The 17,546-nt window shown below is 65.8% G+C and carries 11 protein-coding genes; 9 read left to right on the top strand and 2 right to left on the bottom strand.

The features are described 5' to 3' along the window. Positions 1 to 119: 119 nt before the first annotated feature. On the bottom strand, positions 120 to 638 hold the full coding sequence (locus tag R3P95_RS16745; protein ID WP_082899055.1) for a GtrA family protein: 519 nt from the start codon (positions 636 to 638) through the stop codon (positions 120 to 122). Between the two features lie 47 nt (positions 639 to 685). Between R3P95_RS16745 and R3P95_RS16740 the strand changes: the two genes are divergently transcribed. From R3P95_RS16740 to R3P95_RS16730, 3 genes are read left to right on the top strand one after another with little or no spacing between them, the layout of a single operon-like run. Then, entirely contained in the window at positions 686 to 2,137 is a 1,452-nt protein-coding gene (locus tag R3P95_RS16740) for an FAD-binding oxidoreductase (RefSeq protein WP_037187223.1), read from the top strand. Continuing rightward, complete coding sequence (locus R3P95_RS16735; protein WP_149407733.1) at positions 2,134 to 2,898, top strand: decaprenylphospho-beta-D-erythro-pentofuranosid-2-ulose 2-reductase; 765 nt, start codon at positions 2,134 to 2,136, stop codon at positions 2,896 to 2,898. The genes R3P95_RS16740 and R3P95_RS16735 overlap by 4 nt, the downstream gene beginning before the upstream one ends. 5 nt (positions 2,899 to 2,903) lie before the next feature. Next, positions 2,904 to 4,793, top strand: coding sequence for a galactan 5-O-arabinofuranosyltransferase (locus R3P95_RS16730; RefSeq protein ID WP_317548911.1), 1,890 nt, complete (start codon positions 2,904 to 2,906; stop codon positions 4,791 to 4,793). Positions 4,794 to 4,815: 22 nt separating this feature from the next. On the opposite strand, the gene R3P95_RS16725 is transcribed toward R3P95_RS16730, so the two are convergent. Beyond that, complete coding sequence (locus R3P95_RS16725; protein ID WP_394855435.1) at positions 4,816 to 5,805, bottom strand: helix-turn-helix domain-containing protein; 990 nt, start codon at positions 5,803 to 5,805, stop codon at positions 4,816 to 4,818. A gap of 118 nt (positions 5,806 to 5,923) precedes the next feature. Between R3P95_RS16725 and R3P95_RS16720 the strand changes: the two genes are divergently transcribed. The 6 genes from R3P95_RS16720 to R3P95_RS16695 all read left to right on the top strand — a co-directional run bounded on the left by R3P95_RS16720 (position 5,924) and on the right by R3P95_RS16695 (position 17,285). Then, on the top strand, positions 5,924 to 6,244 hold the full coding sequence (locus tag R3P95_RS16720) for a 2Fe-2S iron-sulfur cluster-binding protein (protein WP_149407732.1): 321 nt from the start codon (positions 5,924 to 5,926) through the stop codon (positions 6,242 to 6,244). Positions 6,245 to 6,267: 23 nt separating this feature from the next. Next, entirely contained in the window at positions 6,268 to 7,656 is a 1,389-nt protein-coding gene (locus R3P95_RS16715; RefSeq protein WP_317548906.1) for a cytochrome P450, read from the top strand. Beyond that, the gene (locus R3P95_RS16710; protein ID WP_317548904.1) at positions 7,657 to 8,847 is read left to right on the top strand and encodes an NAD(P)/FAD-dependent oxidoreductase; all 1,191 of its coding nucleotides are present in this window, start codon (positions 7,657 to 7,659) and stop codon (positions 8,845 to 8,847) included. Between the two features lie 93 nt (positions 8,848 to 8,940). Continuing rightward, complete coding sequence (locus tag R3P95_RS16705; protein WP_317548902.1) at positions 8,941 to 10,710, top strand: glycosyl transferase; 1,770 nt, start codon at positions 8,941 to 8,943, stop codon at positions 10,708 to 10,710. Between the two features lie 10 nt (positions 10,711 to 10,720). Beyond that, positions 10,721 to 13,891, top strand: coding sequence for an arabinosyltransferase domain-containing protein (locus R3P95_RS16700; protein ID WP_317548900.1), 3,171 nt, complete (start codon positions 10,721 to 10,723; stop codon positions 13,889 to 13,891). Positions 13,892 to 13,967: 76 nt separating this feature from the next. Beyond that, a complete protein-coding gene (locus tag R3P95_RS16695; protein ID WP_394855432.1) occupies positions 13,968 to 17,285 on the top strand; it encodes an arabinosyltransferase domain-containing protein in 3,318 nt (1,105 codons plus the stop codon). Positions 17,286 to 17,546 lie beyond the last annotated feature (261 nt).

Raw genomic sequence — 17,546 nt, 5'->3', positions numbered from 1 at the left:
TTGGCAAGTGCGCGCGCGTTTGCGAACCTCACGGGGCGAACCCGCGCTGGCGAACCCCCGGGGCGAACCTCACGGAGGCGAACCCGCGCCTGCGAACCCCCGGCGGCGAACCCGGAGGCTCAGCGGATTTTGAAGATCACGAATCGCTGGACGAGGAAGTTGATGACCGTCGCCGTACCCTGCGCGATGACGAAGGCCACGTTGGCGTACCAGAAGCCGTCGGGAAGAGCCTGGTAGAGCCAGGTGTAGATGCCGACCTGGACGGCGAAGGTGACTCCGTACAGCGCGACGACGGCGAAGAACCGGGCCCGTGACGGGGCCGCGTTGAACGTCCAGCGGCGGTTGATCAGGTAGGCCGTCGTCGTTCCGAGTACGAAGCCGATGGCCTTGGCGAGGGTCACACCGACGCCGAACACGAAGTGCAGGATCAGGTTGACACCCTGGTCGACGATGGCCGACAGCACACCGGTCGCCAAGAAACGCACCACCTGCGTCTTGAGATCGAGGGCCGCGTCGGCGATGTTCTCGGTCAGCGGCAACTCGACGGGGAGCGGGACGTGATGCTGCAACTCGTCGTTCTCGGGCGACCAATCGTCGCCCGTGGAGCCTTCTTCTGCGGAGCGGTCGGGGGTGGACACGAGGACTGACACTAGCCGCTGCTGCGGTGCGGGTACCCTCTTGAGCGATGTCCACGACAGCCGACGACGCACTCTTCCCCCTGGAACCACAGGCCGGGAACACTGCGCCGCTACCCACGCAGACCCGCACACTCACCGGTTGGGGCCGTACCGCTCCCTCCACCGGAGAGGTGCTCTCGACCTCCGACCCCGAGCTCATCGCGAACGCGGTCAAGCAGGTCGCCGAGCAGAACGACTCCAAGCCGGCCCACCTCCGACGCGGCGTCATCGCCCGCGGCCTCGGCCGCTCCTACGGTGACAACGCGCAGAACTCCGGCGGCCTCGTCATCGACATGAATGCCTTGAACGGCATTCACAGCATCGACGCGTCGACGCGGATCGTCGACGTCGACGGTGGCGTCAACCTCGACCAGCTGATGCGCGCCGCGTTGCCGTTCGGCCTGTGGGTACCGGTGCTGCCGGGCACCCGCCAGGTCACGATCGGCGGGGCCATCGGCACCGACATCCACGGCAAGAACCATCACAGCGCGGGCAGCTTCGGCAACCACGTCCGCTCGATGGAACTGCTCACCGCGGACGGTCAGGTCCGCCACCTGACGCCGTCGGGCAAGAACGCCAAGCTCTTCTGGGCGACGGTCGGCGGCAACGGCCTGACCGGCATCATCCTGCGCGCGACGATCGAGATGACGCCGACGGAGACGGCCTACTTCATCGCCGACGGCGACGTCACCACCACCCTCGACGAGACCATCGCCCTGCACAGCGACGGCAGCGAGAACAACTACGACTACTCGAGTGCCTGGTTCGACGCGGTCGCCCCGCCGCCCAAGCTCGGCCGCGCGGCCCTCTCCCGCGGATCGCTCGCGACGTTGGACCAGTTGCCGGCCAAACTCCAGAAGGACCCGCTGCGGTTCAACGCCAAGCCGCTGGTGACCTTCCCGGACGTCTTCCCCAACGGCCTGGCCAACAAGTACACGTTCTCCGCCGTCGGCGAGGTCTGGTACCGCAAGGCCGGCAACTACCGGAACAAGGTCCAGTCCCTGACGGCGTTCTATCACCCACTGGACATGTTCGGTGAGTGGAACCGCGCCTACGGCTCCAAGGGCTTTCTCCAGTATCAGTTCGTTGTGCCGCCGGAGGCCGTCGACGAGTTCAAGAAGATCATCGTCGACATCCAGAAGTCCGGGCACTACTCGTTCCTCAACGTCTTCAAGCTGTTCGGACCCGGAAACAAAGCGCCACTGAGCTTTCCGATTCCAGGGTGGAACATCTGCGTCGACTTCCCGATCAAGCCGGGATTGAACGAGTTCGTTCGCGAGCTCGACAAGCGGGTGCTCGAGTTCGGTGGTCGTCTGTACACCGCGAAGGATTCGCGCACCGACGCCGAGACCTTCCACTCGATGTACCCGCGGATCGACGAGTGGATCAAGGTCCGCCGATCCGTTGACCCCACAGGCGTTTTCGCCTCCGATATGGCTAGAAGGCTGGAACTGCTGTGACGATTGATGCCGTAGGCAACCCCCAGACGATTCTCGTTCTGGGCGGCACCAGCGAGATCGGTCTCGCGATCACCGAGGAGTACCTGTCGAAGTCTCCGGCACGTGTCATCCTCGCTGCGCTGCCGAACGATCCTCTCCGTGACAGCGCCGTCGCACAGCTGACGGCCAAGGGCGCGAAGTCCGTCGACGTCATCGACTTCGACGCACTCGACACCGCCTCGCACCCGAAGGTCATCGACGCGGCATGGGCCAAGGGTGACGTCGACGTCGCCATCGTCGCCTTCGCCGTCGACTTCGATGCCGAGCAGCTCTGGCAGGACCAGCGCAAGGCCGTCCTCGCCGCGAACATCAACTACACCGCGTCCGTCTCGGTCGGTGTGCTGCTGGGCGAGAAGATGAAGGCGCAGGCCTACGGCCGCATCATCGTCATGTCCTCGGTGGCGGGCGAGCGGGTGCGTCGTTCCAACTTCGTCTACGGCTCCACCAAGGCCGGACTCGACGGTTTCTACCTCGGCCTCGGAGAAGCGTTGCGCGAGTTCGGACCTCGGGTCACCGTCGTTCGCCCGGGCATGGTTCGCACCAAGTTCAGCGCGCACGTCAAGGAAGCGCCGATGACCGTCGACAAGGAGGTCATCGCGAAGCTCGCGGTGAACGCGTCACGCAAGGGCACCCCCTTGATCTGGACTCCCGCACCGTGGCGTCTGGTGATGATGGTGCTGCGGCACGTGCCGCGGCCGATCTTCCGCAAGCTGCCCATCTGATCTCGATGACAATCGGGGTTGCACCGGCTCGCAGAACCGCCTCTGCCGTCGGGGAAATCGCTCTCGGTGTGCTCGTCGCAGCAATCGTGGCGACGGTCGGGTTGTACGCCTTCTCACTGGTTCAGTGGCCGGCGTTCAACTCGTCCAATGTCACCCGCGCCATCACGACGCTCGGGCAGGTGACCGCTGCAGCACTGTTCGCCGCGTCGATCTACCTGTACCGGATTCACAAGTGGCCGTGGATCGCTCGGCTCGCGGCGTGGATCGGGCTGAGCGGATTCGTCACCGTCACCCTCGGGATGCCGCTGGCTGCAACCAAGCTCTATCTGTTCGGCATCTCCGTCGACCAGGAGTTCCGTACCGAATACCTGACGCGACTGACGGATTCGGCGTCGTTGCGCGACATGACGTACGCCGACATTCCGCCCTTCTATCCGGCCGGCTGGTTCTGGCTCGGCGGACGCGTCGGCAACATCTTGGGCATGGACGGCTGGGAAGTGTTCAAGCCCTACGCAATCGGGCTGCTCGCCGTCACCGCCGTCGTGTCGTTCGTGCTGTGGAAGGCACTGATCCGAGCCGACTGGGCCGTCGCCGTCAGCGCCGTCACCACCGCACTCGTCGTCGCCCACGCCTCCCCCGAGGCATACAGCGCCGTGATCGTGATGCTCTTCGCACCCGCGCTGGCCCTCGCCTGGGGAGCGTTGCACCGGCCCGCCTCGGGCGGGTGGGGAGCGGTGGTCGGCACCGGGCTCTTTCTCGGTCTGGCCGCGACGTTCTACACGCTGTATCTCGGCCTGGCGGCGTTCACCGTCGTACTGATGGCGCTCTTCGCCGCCGTCCTCGCCTATCGCGAGAAGAAGTCCTGGAACGTACTGGTTCCCATCGCGATCAAGGTCGCCGCGATCGCCGCGATATCGGGCCTCATCGCCGCGACCGTGTGGCTGCCGTACCTGATCGAATTCCTGCGCGGTGCACCCTCCACGTCGGGCACAGCGTTGCACTATCTGCCCGAAGCCGGTGCGACACTCCCCTTCCCGATGTTCGAGTTCTCCCTGATGGGCGTGCTGTGCCTCATCGGCACGGTGTGGGTGGCGGTGCGGTTCTCGTCCTCACGCCGAGCGCAGGCACTGGGCGTCGGCGTCGTCTCCATCTATCTGTGGACGCTGCTCTCCATGGCCGCCACGGCCGCGGGCACCACCCTGCTTTCGTTCCGCCTCGAAGCGGTGCTGATCGTATTGCTCGGCAGCGCAGGCGTTTTCGGCTTCCTCGAAGGCAGCCACGCGATCTATCAGGCCATCAACGAGCCACCGAAGTTCCGTATCGCCGCTGTCGTCGTAGCAGCCATCGGTGCGATGACCTACGCGCAGAACATTCCCCAGGTACTGCAGACCGAGATCACCGTCGCGTACTCGGACACCGACGGTGACGGCAACCGCGCCGACATGCGTCCGCCGAGCGCGGTCTCGTACTACCGCGAGGTCGACGCCGCTCTCACCGAGCAGACCCAGCGTCCGCGCGACGAAACCGTCCTGCTGACGGCGGACACGTCGTTCCTCAGCTACTACCCGTACTTCGGCTTCCAAGGACTGACCTCGCACTACGCCAACCCACTGGCGCAGTTCGATCAGCGAGCCGACGCCATCGAGCAGTGGACCGAGCTCGAGACGCCCGATCAGCTGGTCGACGCGCTCGACACCAGCCAGTGGCGCGCGCCGGATGCGTTCCTGTTCCGCCGCGGTGCCGACGGTTACACCCTGCGCCTGGCCGAGGACGTCTACCCGAACGACCCGAACGTGCGCCGCTACACCGTCACCTTCCCGCAGTCACTGTTCGAGGATCCGCGATTCACCGTCACCGACATCGGACCCTTCGCGCTGGTCGTGCGCACGAATTGAACGGTCGTCGACCGCGAACGCACTACCTCGGTGCTGCGGTGCGAGATCGAAATTCCCTCGGTGAGCGTCCGGTCCATCGCGTGAACGCATGCGAGAAGCTGGCGACGTCGCTGTAGCCGAGTTCGGCGGCGATCTCCCCTACCGTGACCGAACCGTCGAGCAGACGCATGGTCGCGCGCTCCTGAAGGAACGCCTGACGTAGCGCACGGAACGTGGCTCCCTCGTTGCCGAGTTTCCGTTTGAGGGTGCTGGTGGAGACGGCCATTCTCCGGGCACAGTGCGCACTGTTGGTGCACTCGCGGTCGGTGTCGAACAGCGCGCGCACGGTCTCCGTGTACGACTTCGTACGGCGGCCGTCGACGGCCTTCTTCAGTTCCGCGATCCCGAGTTGATACGACAACGAATCGGAGAACCGGCATGCCTCGTCGAGGATGGCCGCCGGCACGAAGACGAACGGTGACGGCGCATCGAACACGATGCGACGGATCTCGTCGTCGTCGAGCGTATCGCGCTCCGGGGCCGGGATATCGAGGTGAAGTTCGACCGCGTCCGCGAAGCCGGCGAGCATGTCGATCAGACGAAGAAGGCACGAACCGCCGTACGCGACAGCAATGCTGTCGAGCCCCTCGTCCCCCGTGCGCCCGGCGAGTCCGATGGTCAACCCGCGATCGGTGTGGTGGATGTGCACGGCGAGAGCCGTCGAGACCAGCGGGAGAAACTCCAGCAACTCGACCATCTCTGCCACCGATCCGGCACTGATCAGCGGAAGACTGAGAGGGCCGAACGACGTGGGCTGCACGTATTGCGCGAACGTCGCGCCGAGCCGGAAACCCTGTTGACGGTCGAGGTCCGGGTACACCTCCCGAAACCACCGCAGCGGCACCTGTCCGTCGCGGGTGACCAGCTCCGTCATGCTGACGCCGTCACGCACCAGGATGCGTCGGAACGCCGCCTCGGCCCGCTCGCCCAGCGCGCCGCTACCGAGCAGCTGCGCGAAGGCAAGCGGGGGCACTCCGGACTCCGTTGATCCCACGTGAGCCAAATTAACAACAAATCGACGCTTTCGAGCCTGGTTCGGAAAGTCCATCGCAGTGAGACTTGGAACACAGTTACTCAGCGAGGAGAACACCATGGCCAACGTCACCTTTGTCACGCACGACGGCGAGAAGCACGAGGCACCGCTGACCGAGGGCACATCCCTGATGCAGATTGCCGTCGACAACGCCATCCCGGGTATCGACGGAGACTGCGGCGGCGAAGCAGCCTGCGGAACCTGTCACGTCGTCGTCGACAACGCATGGAGCGACGTCGTCGGCACCAACGACGAGGTCGAGGAGGACATGCTCGCCATGAACCCCGAGCGTGAACCGACATCTCGGCTGTCGTGCCAGATGACCGCGCGCGAGTCGTGGGACGGCTTGACGGTCCGCGTTCCCGAATTCCAGATCTGAACTGCGGACCGGAGGAGAGAGCCATGAGTATCGCCGACACCGTCGCGACCACCGCGAGATCCGTCATCCTGATGGAACTGCAAATACGCGGCGCGCACCTCTACGACAAGACGCGTCGGATCGTGACCCGCACCGACGGCCAGGTCATGTTCACCGAGACACCGATTCCGCCGGTCGACGAGGTCGATCTCGCCGACATCGATCTGAGCAACCCGTTCCTCTACCGCCAGGGCCTCTGGACGTCGTACTTCGAGCGCGTCCGCAACGAAGCGCCGGTGCACTTCCAGCCGAACAGCCCGTTCGGGCCGTTCTGGTCGGTCACCCGGCATGCGGACATCATCGCTGTCGACAAGAACCACAAGGTGTTCTCGGCGGAGCCCTTCATCATCATCGGCAAGCCCCCGCGCTTCATGGACATCGCGATGTTCATCGCGATGGACCCCCCGCGTCACGACGCTCAGCGCGCCGCGGTCCAAGGGGTGGTGGCCCCGAAGAATCTCCGCGAGATGGAGGGCCTGATCCGGTCCAGGGTTCAGGAAGTTCTCGACGACCTTCCCGTGAACCAGCCGTTCGACTGGGTTCGCACGGTGTCCGTCGAACTCACGGCACGGATGCTGGCGACGTTGCTCGATTTCCCGTACGAGCAGCGACACAAGCTCGTCGAGTGGTCGGACCTGGCGACGGCAATGGAACAGACCAACGGTGGCCCCTCGGACAACGACGAGGTGTTCGGCGCCATGGTCGACGCAGCCAAGGGCCTGAGCGCTCTGTGGCACGACAAAGCCGCTCGAAAAGCCGCGGGAGAAGAGCCCGGCTTCGACCTGATCTCACTGCTGCAAGCCAATGACGACACGAAGGATCTCATCGACCGGCCGCTGGAGTTCCTGGGAAATCTCACCCTGCTCATCGTCGGCGGCAACGACACCACGCGTAACTCGATGAGCGGTGGAGTGTTGGCGCTCAACGAGTTTCCCGATCAGTTCGAGAAGCTGAAGGCGAATCCCGATCTCGTGCCCGGCATGGTGTCGGAGATCATCCGCTGGCAGACGCCGCTGGCCTACATGCGCAGGATCGCGAAGGAAGACACGATCCTGAACGGTCAGTTCATCCGCAAGGGCGACAAGGTGGTCATGTGGTACGCCTCCGGCAACCGCGACGAGCGCGTGTTCGATCGGCCGGACGACTTCATCATCGACCGCAAGAACGCACGCAACCACATCGCGTTCGGGTTCGGCGTGCACCGGTGCATGGGCAACAGGCTCGCGGAGATGCAACTGCGAATCCTGTGGGAGGAGTTGCTGACCCGGTTCGAGAACATCGAGGTGGTCGGGAAGCCCGAGTACGTGCAATCCAACTTCGTGAGAGGTATATCCAAGATGATGGTCACCCTCACCCCGAAGCAGCAGGCCTGAGTGGGTGCCGAACGCGCGGTGATCATCGGCGCCAGCCACGCCGGCGCTCAGCTCGCCGCACATCTGCGACGCGAGAAGTGGGCCGGGGAGATAGTTCTCATCGGTGACGAGGGGACGCTGCCCTACCAGCGTCCCCCGCTGTCGAAGGCCTATCTTGCCGGCACCTCGACCCTCGAGGCCATGGCCATCCGCGGAGCGGACTTCTACGACAAGCAGAACATCGAGCTGGTCGATGGTTCGGTGAGCAGCATCGATCGTGAGGCTCGCACAGTCACGTTCGATTCCGGCGTCACGCAGTCGTACAGCAAGCTCGCCCTCTGCACCGGCGCGCGAACTCGCCGATTGGCAACTCCCGGAGCAGATTTGGCGGGCATTCACTACCTGCGCACCGCCGCCGACTCCGCATCGCTACGCTCGGCCGCGACGCCGGGCACACGGGTAGTCGTCGTCGGTGGCGGTTACATCGGTTTGGAAACGGCAGCGTCCCTCCGGGCATCCGGTCTCGACGTCACCGTCGTCGAGGCCGCGGAGCGTGTTCTGGAACGCGTGACCGCACCGGTGGTCTCGACGTTCTTCACCCGAATCCACCGCGAGGCGGGCGTGGAGATCCGGACGGGTGCGCTCGTGGAGGAGTTCCGCGGAGACAGCCGTGTGCGCGAGGTCGTGCTGGCCGGCGGAGACACGCTCCCGGCAGATCTGGTGGTCATCGGGGTGGGCATCGTGCCCAACACCGAACTCGCCGAAGCGGCCGGGATCACCGTCGACAACGGAATCGTCATCGACGATCGGACCCGCACCGACGATCCCGATATCGTCGCTGCCGGCGACTGCGCCGCCTACCACGTTGCCCGCTACTCGCGGCGCGTCCGCCTCGAAGGAGTCTGCGCTGCAAACGAACACGCGAAGGTGGCGGCATCGACTTTGACCGGAGGGTCCGCCACCATCACCGCGCTGCCATGGTTCTGGTCCGACCAGTACGACCTCAAGCTTCAGATCGCCGGACTGGGCACCGGATACGACGAGGTCGTCGTCAACGGCGACCCGGAGCGCGATCGCGACTTCACCTGCTACTACCTCCGCGACGGCCAACTCATCGCCGCAGACTGCGTCAACCGTCCGCGCGATTTCATGACCAGCAAGAAGAAAATCGCCGAGCATTCCACAGTCGAACTCGCGGAATTGATCGGATAGGAACTTCACGACCCCGCACCACCACCTCGCTCACCGTGTGACCCAGGTCGTTCGAGTTTTCGCCCATCGTGATCTTTCTGTAACCTCGACGCGATGACCACCCACGACCAGAGTGTTCTCGAGCGGCAGCCGACAACGGCACCGGCTCGACACTCCGGCGTCGGGCGTGGCGACGTCGTTGCGGCGGTCGGATTTCTTGTCGCCGCCGTCTACGTCCTGCAAGGCCAGTGGCGCAATCTGGGCGGCGGCTACCTCTACAACAGCGGCCAGGATCAGACGATGTGGGAGTGGTTCTTCTCCGTCGCCGCCAATTCGGTCGCGCATCTGGACAATCCACTGTGGAGCGACCTGCAGAATTACCCGCTCGGGGTGAATCTGATGGCGAACACGGCGATGTTCGGAGTCTCGATCCCCCTGGCACCGATCACGTTGCTCTTCGGACCCACCGTGACCTGGGCAATTGCCCTCACCGTCGGCCTGGCCGGCACCGCGTTCGCGTGGTTCTGGCTGTTCTCCCGCCAGCTCAACGCGTCCAAGGGTGCCGCGGCAATGGGCGGCGCGCTGTGCGGCTTCGCGCCCGGCGCGATCTCACACGCCAACGGGCACCCCAACTTCGTGGTGCTGTTCTTGCTTCCGGTGATCGCCATGCTGGTCACCCGCATCGCACATGGCGGCGGGACCACCAAGAACACCGTCGGACTCGGGTTGATCGTCGCGCTGCAGATCCTGCTCGGCGAAGAGCCGCTGCTCATCTTCGCGATGTCGTTCGCCATCTTCGCCGTCGTCTACTACGTGTCCAGGCCCCGGTCGCTGTGGCCTGCCGTCCGTAACGCCGTGCCCCGACTCGCGGTCTCGGCCGGCATCGCGTTGACGCTCGTGGCGTTTCCGCTGTGGTGGCAGTTCTTCGGCCCGCAGTCGTACTCGTTCCTCGAACACGGTGCCATGGGCAACGACGCCAAAGCACTGTTCCAATTCCCGACGCAGTCGCTCGGCGGCGAAGCGACTCCGGGGCAGAACGTCCGCATCAACGCCACCGAGGAGAACGCATACTTCGGCTGGCCGCTACTCGTGCTGTCCCTGGTGGCAGCGGTGTGGATGTGGCGCGTCGCCTGCGCCCGTGCGGCTGCCGCGACCGCGATCGTCATGAGCGTGCTGTCACTCGGCGCGACATTGGTGATCGGCAAGGACGACACCGGCATCACGCTGCCGTGGACGAAGCTGGCCGAGTACCCCCTCGTCGAATCCGTGCTCGAAACCCGCTTCGCGTTGGGCGCGGTGCCTGCACTGGCCCTGCTGGTCGTCCTGGCCACCGATCGCACGTTCCGCAACGGACTTCGCCCATTGCCTGCGTTCTGGATCGCCGGACTCACGCTCGCACTCGTACCCCTGATCCCGACGCCGCTGGTGACCGTCGACAAGTCCCCGACGCCGGAGTTCTTCGCCGACGGCGAGTGGGAGAACTTCGTCGACGACGGTTCCGTCGTCACCGTTCCCCTTCCGCGGCCCGAGGACGCGCGCCCGCTGCGCTGGCAGATGGACGCCGACATGGGCTTCAAACTGGCCGCCGGATACTTCGTCGGACCGAGCGACAAGGAAGAGAAGGTCGCCAAGTACGGGGCCGTCGACCGTCCGACGGCGCTGCTGCTCGGCTCGGTCTACGACTCGGGCACCGTCCCCGAGATCACCGCCGATCAGCGCAGCGACGCCGCCGAGGACATGGCTTTCTGGGAGGCCGACGTCGTCGTCCTGCCGCCGGGCAAGAACACTCTCGCTCTGCGGAGCACCGTCACCGACCTCGTCGGCGTCGAGCCTCGGTACACCGGAGGCGTATGGGTGTGGGACGTGCGGACGCTCGTCCCCTAGCATCGTCGGCGTGCCCGAGACCGCTCCGAACTTCGCGACCGCCCGGCTGATAGCGATCGTCACCGGCATCATCGGTGCGGTTCTGGCCATCGCGACACCCCTGCTGCCGGTTCAGCAGGACGTCGCGACGCTGTCGTGGCCGCAGAGTTCGTTCGGCAGCGTCAACGCTCCGCTGGTGAGCTACTCGCCCGTCGACCTCGAGGCAACCGTTCCGTGCAGCGCCGCCACTGCTCTCACCGACGGCGGCACGCTGATCTCCACCGCACCCATCGAAGCTGCGAAGACCGAGCAGAAGGCACTGATCGTGCGGGTCGACGACGACCAGCTGCAGGTGCTGCTGCGTGATCGCGTTCTCGCCGAGGCTCCCGTGTCCGAGCTGTCCGCCGATTGTGCCGTGACGGTTTCGTCGAACGCCACCAGCACTGTCGTCGACCTCGACGGCGACACGAGCACGATGGACGGCGACGTCCGCCCGCAGGTCGTCGGCGTCTACACCGACCTCACCGCACCGGTCGACGGCCTGAACGTGCGCGCCGACATCGACTCGCGCTACTCCTCCAGCCCCACCACGTTCAAGTTGCTGGCCATGATCGTCGGCGCACTCGCCGTGATCGCGTCCCTGTTCGCGCTGCATCGCCTCGACAGCATGGACGGTCGACGCCACCGCCGATTCCTCCCGTCACGCTGGAAGTCAATCACCGGCGTCGACGCCGTCGTGGTGGGCGTGCTGGTGCTGTGGCATTTCATCGGCGCGAACACCTCCGACGACGGTTACCTGCTCAACATGGCCCGCGTCTCCGAAAACGCCGGCTACATGGCCAACTACTTCCGCTGGTTCGGCGTCCCCGAAGCGCCGTTCGGCATGCCGTACTACGACATGCTCGCCGCCCTCGCCAAGGTCAGCACCGCCAGCATCTGGATGCGCCTGCCCGCCACCATCGCGGCGCTGCTGTGCTGGCTCGTCATCAGCCGCGAGGTCATCCCCCGCCTCGGTCGCGCAGTTCTCACCAACCGGGTCGCGCTGTGGACCGCCGGATTCGTGTTCCTCGCCTTCTGGCTGCCCTACGACAACGGCCTGCGCCCCGAACCGATCATCGCCCTCGGCGCACTGCTCACGTGGTGCTCGATCGAACGCGCCATCGCCACCGGACGACTGCTGCCCGCCGCCATCGGCACCCTGATCGCCGCGTTCTCCCTCGCCGCCGGACCCACCGGACTGATCGCCGTCGCAGCCCTGCTCGCCGGCCTGCGCCCGCTGGTGATGATCGTCGTCAAGCGAGCTCGCGAGGTGGGACTGCTCGCCGTTCTCGCGCCGCTGGTCGCGTCGGGACTGGCGGTGTTGATCGCGATCTTCGCCGACCAGACTCTTGCCACGGTCCTCGAAGCCACCCGGGTGCGCTCGGCCATCGGACCGAACGTGCCGTGGTTCGAAGAACGCGTCCGCTGGGACGCGCTGATGACCATCTCGCCCGACGGCTCGCTCGCCCGACGATTCGGCATGTTCGCGATGCTGCTGTGCATCGTCGTGTGCATCGTGGTGATGCTCCGCAAGAACGGACGCATCCCCGGGACGGCCACCGGGCCGTCGCGTCGTATCCTCGGAATCATCCTGGGCGCACTGGCTTTGATGATGTTCACCCCCACCAAGTGGACCCACCACTTCGGCGTGTACGCCGGTCTCGCGGCGTCGTTGGCCGCGCTGGCTGCCGTTGCCGTCACCGCTGCGACCGTCCGATCTCCGCGCAACAGAACACTGTTCACCGCCGCTGTCCTGTTCCTGACGGCGGTGGCGTTCACCAGCTCGAACGGGTGGTGGTACGTCTCGAGCTACGGCATACCGTGGTTCGACAAGCCGCCGTCCATTGCCGGCAAGGGCTTTTCGACGATCCTGCTCGGCCTGACGGTGCTGACGCTGCTCTACGCGGCCTATCAGCACGTCCGATTGCCTTATCGCAGAGAAGAACCGACCACGCGTCGACGCTTCGCGCCGTCCGCGCTGACCATCGTCGCCGGCGGGGTCGTGGCCTTCGAGGTGCTCTCGTTCGTCAAAGGTGCTGTGGCGCAATACCCGGCGTACTCCATCGCCCGCTCGAACTTCTCTGCCCTCGCCGGAAACTCGTGCGGACTCGCCGGTGACGTACAGGTGGAGACCGACGTCAACGGCTCGGTCCTGCAACCGATCGATCCCGCAGCCGACGCCCTCGGTGCCGGTGGGAGTACCGGATTCACCCCCGACGGCGTCGCCCAGGACCTGACGGCCGATTCCGAGGACACCGCGCAGGGCAGCGCGAACTCCATCCGCCCCGAGGACTCCGAACAGAGCGCTGCGGCCACCTCGTCGAACTCCGCGGGCACCTCCGGCGGAACCACCGAGAACGTCGGAATCAACGGCAGCACAGTCGCACTGCCGTTCGGCCTCGATCCGAGCACCACACCGGTACTCGGCAGCTTCGGAGCCACCGAGCCCGCATCCCTGACCTCCGGTTGGTACGCATTGCCGGGGGAAGGCGACCTGATCGCCATCGCCGCCGCCGGCCGCATCCGATCGGTGGACCAGGACGGCATCGTCACCGAAGGCCAACGCGTCGAACTCGAATACGGACGCCTCGACGGCGGTGACGTGATCGCGCTGGGACGCATCACCCCGCTCGACATCGGTCCGTCGCCGTCGTGGCGCAACCTGCGCGTGCCGATGAACGACCTTCCCGCCGACGCGGACGTCGTGCGCATCGTCGCCGAGGACAACGACCTGGCCGGCGATCAATGGCTCGCCGTCACCCCGCCGCGCGTCCCGAAGACGCAGACGCTGAACTCACTGGTCGGATCGACCGATCCGGTGATGCTGGACTGGGCCGTCGGACTCGCCTTTCCGTGCCAGCGCCCGTTCGATCATCGCGACGGCGTCGCCGAGGTACCGAAGTACCGCATCCTGCCCGACCGCACCGGTGCCGAATCCACCAATGCCTGGCAGGACTCGATCGGCGGCGGCCCGCTCGGCTGGACCGAACTGCTCCTCGGTGCGGAGACACTGCCGTCGTACCTCGCCGACGACTACGCCCGAGACTGGGGATCCATCGAGAGATACACGCCACTCGATCCTGACGCGACGACGGCCGAGATCGCCGTCGAGCAGCAGTCTCGGTCCGGATTGGCCAGCGACGGACCGATGAAAACAGACTGATTCCCTGGTTCTGCATTTATTCCCGGGGACGGTGCCTGTGTGACCTCTTCGTCACGCTCGCATAACATCGACTCTCGTGCCCGACGTCGTGACAGATTCATCAGCTGGTCCACCCGTCCCCGCTCCACTGCGAGCCTCGGACGAACTTAGTGCTCAGGTACGAGTTCCCCGGCTGATCGCCATGGTGGCCGGCGTGCTCGGTGTGCTGTTCGCGCTGATCACTCCGTTCGCACCCGTCACGCAGACAACGGCCACCATCGAATGGCCACAGAACGGCCTCCTGCAGGACGTGGACGCCCCGCTGGTGTCCCAGGCACCCCTGAGCCTCACCGCGACCCTCCCGTGCTCTGCCGTCGCAGCACTCCCCGCGTCGGGCGGGTTGCTGCTGGCGACTGCGCCCCCTCAGGGCGAAGGCGCGGCACTGAACAGTCTGTTCGTGCGCGTGGGCGAGTCGAACGTGGACGTTCTCGACCGCAACGTAGTCGTCGCGACGGCACCGCGCGCCGACGTCGAGAGCACCCGCTGCGCGGCCATCGAGATCACCTCGAACGACGAGTACACCTCCGCGGCCTTCACCGGACTGACCGACGACGACGGCCAGCCTCTGCAAGGCAGGCTCGACGGCGATCTACGCCCCCAGGTCGTCGGCATCTTCAGCGACCTCAGCGGCGCGGCCCCGGCCGACATGTCCGTCACCGTCGACGTCGACTCCCGCTTCTCGTCGTCGCCGACATTGCTCAAGTCTCTGATCATGATCCTCGCGATCGCCTGCACGCTGTTGGCCATCGGCGCACTCGGACGGCTCGACGGCACCGACGGTCGCGCGCACCGCCGCTTCTTCCCCTCCCACTGGTGGAGGTTCACCGGAGTCGACGTCACCGTCCTCGGCGTTCTGGTCGGCTGGCATTTCGTCGGCGCGAACACCTCGGACGATGGCTATCTCCTCACGATGGCCCGCGCCGCCGACCATTCCGGCTACATGGCCAACTACTTCCGCTGGTTCGGCGTCCCCGAAGCCCCGTTCGGCTGGTACTACGACGTACTCGCCGTGTTCGCCAAGATCTCGACCGCCAGCCCGTGGATGCGACTGCCCGCCCTCATCGCCGGCGTCCTGTGCTGGATGGTGATCAGCCGTGAGGTCGTCCCGCGCCTCGGCCGCGCCGTGCGCAAATCCAACGTCGCCCTGTGGACCGGCGGACTGGTGTTCCTCGCCTTCTGGCTCCCCTACAACAACGGACTGCGGCCCGAACCCATCGTCGCCCTCGGCGCACTCCTGACCTGGTGCTCGGTGGAACGATCCATCGCCACCGGCAGGTTGTTGCCCGCCGCCGCAGCCTGTTTGATCGGAGCCTTCACCCTCGCCGCAGCGCCGACCGGATTGATGTGTGTGGCAGCACTTCTCGCGGGGGCCCGGCCCATCGCGCGCATCGTCGTCCGACGCCACCGTCAGGTCGGCACCCTCGCGATGCTGGCCCCGCTGGCGGCAGCAGGCGTGCTGGTACTCGTCGTCGTCTTCGCCGACCAGACGTACGCGACGGTGATCGAGTCCACCCGAGTCCGCACCATCATCGGCCCCAACGAGGCCTGGTACCAGGACTTCCTGCGGTACTACTATCTCTTCGTCCAAACCGTCGACGGCTCGGTCGCACGCCGCTTCGCGTTCCTGACGATGATCCTGTGCCTGTTCACCACACTGTTCGTGCTGCTTCGTCGCCGACGCATCCCCGGCATTGCGAACGGGCCGGCATGGCGTCTGCTCGGCGTCGTCCTCGGCACCATCTTCTTCATGATGTTCAACCCCACCAAGTGGACTCACCACTTCGGTTCCTACGCCGGAATCGCCGGTGGACTGGCGGCGCTGACGGCCGTCGCCGTCTCGGCCAGTGCCCTGCGCTCGCGACGCAACCGATCGCTGTTCGCTGCCGGGCTGATGTTCGTTCTGGCACTGTCGTTCTCGGGTATCAACGGCTACTGGTACGTCTCGAGCTACGGCGTGCCGTGGTTCGACAAGACGGTCTCGCTGGGCGGCAACGAATCGGGCACCCTGTTCCTCATCCTCTTCGGACTGGTCCTCGCCATTGCAGCGTTTCAGTACTTGCGCGAGGGATACGCTCCGCCGCAACCGAAACCGACGTCTGCGCGCGGTCAACGCATCCGCAAGTTCGCCGCCGCGCCGCTGACCGTCATCGCCGGAATCATGGTGCTGTTCGAGGTGCTCTCGCTCGTCAAGGGAGCCGTCTCTCAGTACCCCGCCTACTCGCTTGCCCGCTCCAACGTGCAATCGGTGCTGGGCAACTCGTGCGGACTCGCCAACGACGTCCTCGTCGAGTCGAACCCCAACGCAGGTGTACTGAGCCCACTGCCGGAAGAATTCGACCCCGTCGCAGGCCCCCTCGGCGGATCGAGCAGCACACTGCGCAACTTCACCGCCAACGGTGTGCCCAGCGACCTCAGCGCCGACGCCGTGGAAGTCAAACCAGGACAGGGCAATACCGATCAGCAGTCCGTCGGGCCAGCCTTCGAGGAAGGCCAGAGTTCCGGAACCGCAGGCGGCACCGGCGAAGTGGGCGTCAACGGCTCCTCCGCCGCCCTGCCCTTCGGCCTCGACCCGGCCACCACCCCCGTCCTCGGCTCCTACCAGGAAGGCGTCCAGGAGCCCGCGGAGACGACGTCGAGCTGGTACCAACTGCCCGCCCGTAGCGACGACGCACCGCTGGTCGTCTTCTCCGCAGCCGGACGCATCTGGTCCTACGACGACACCGGAGCCCTCACCTACGGACAGTCGCTACTGCTCGAATACGGTAAGCGTCAGCCCGACGGTAGCGTCCAGGCCCAGGGCACCTACCTGCCACGCGACATCGGACCCGCACCCTCGTGGCGTAATCTCCGAATCCCGTTGGCGGACATCGCACCCGACGCCGACGCCGTCCGCATCGTCGCCAACGACCCCAACCTCACCGGCGACCAATGGCTCGCATTCACCCCGCCGCGGGTGCCCGTGATGGAGAATCTCAACACCATGATCGGCGGCGAACAACCCGTGCTGCTCGACTGGGCCGTCGGACTGCAATTCCCGTGCCAACGCCCCTTCGACCACCGAAACGGCGTCGCCGAGGTGCCCGGATATCGCATCCTCCCCGACCGCCCACTCGCCGTCAGCTCCACCGACACCTGGCAATCCGGCGAAAACGGCGGCCCACTGGGCTGGTCCGAACTACTCGCCAAGCCCATCACCGTCCCCACCTACCTCGAAAACGACTGGGCCAGGGACTGGGGATCGTTGGAACGCTACGAGCAGTACTACCCGAGCGCAGTACCCGCTGAACTCGACACCGCCGACGTCACCCGATCCGGTTGGTACCAAGACGGACAACTGCGCGTATTCGAGGACTGATAGCCCGCCCGCCCCCGCCCGCCCTCGCTCCGCGTCAATGGACCCTTGCACACGTCTCGACCGTGCAAGGGTCCATCCACGTTTCGGCCCGTAGTGGGTCAATGGACCGTTGCATACGTCTGAGCGCGTAGGTGGTCCATTCACCCTCCGGTGGGGGGTAAGGACCGCGGGCTTCATAGGACTCCATCTGCCGGCCCTAACATCCGAGCCCGACAATGTTTGGCAACTCGCGACTGGTGAAGGCCAATCCATCCACAGACT

Origin of the sequence: Rhodococcus cercidiphylli, from assembly GCF_033042225.1 — a bacterium.
GTDB lineage: Bacteria > Actinomycetota > Actinomycetes > Mycobacteriales > Mycobacteriaceae > Rhodococcoides.
This window is presented reverse-complemented; position numbering and strand designations above follow the sequence as displayed.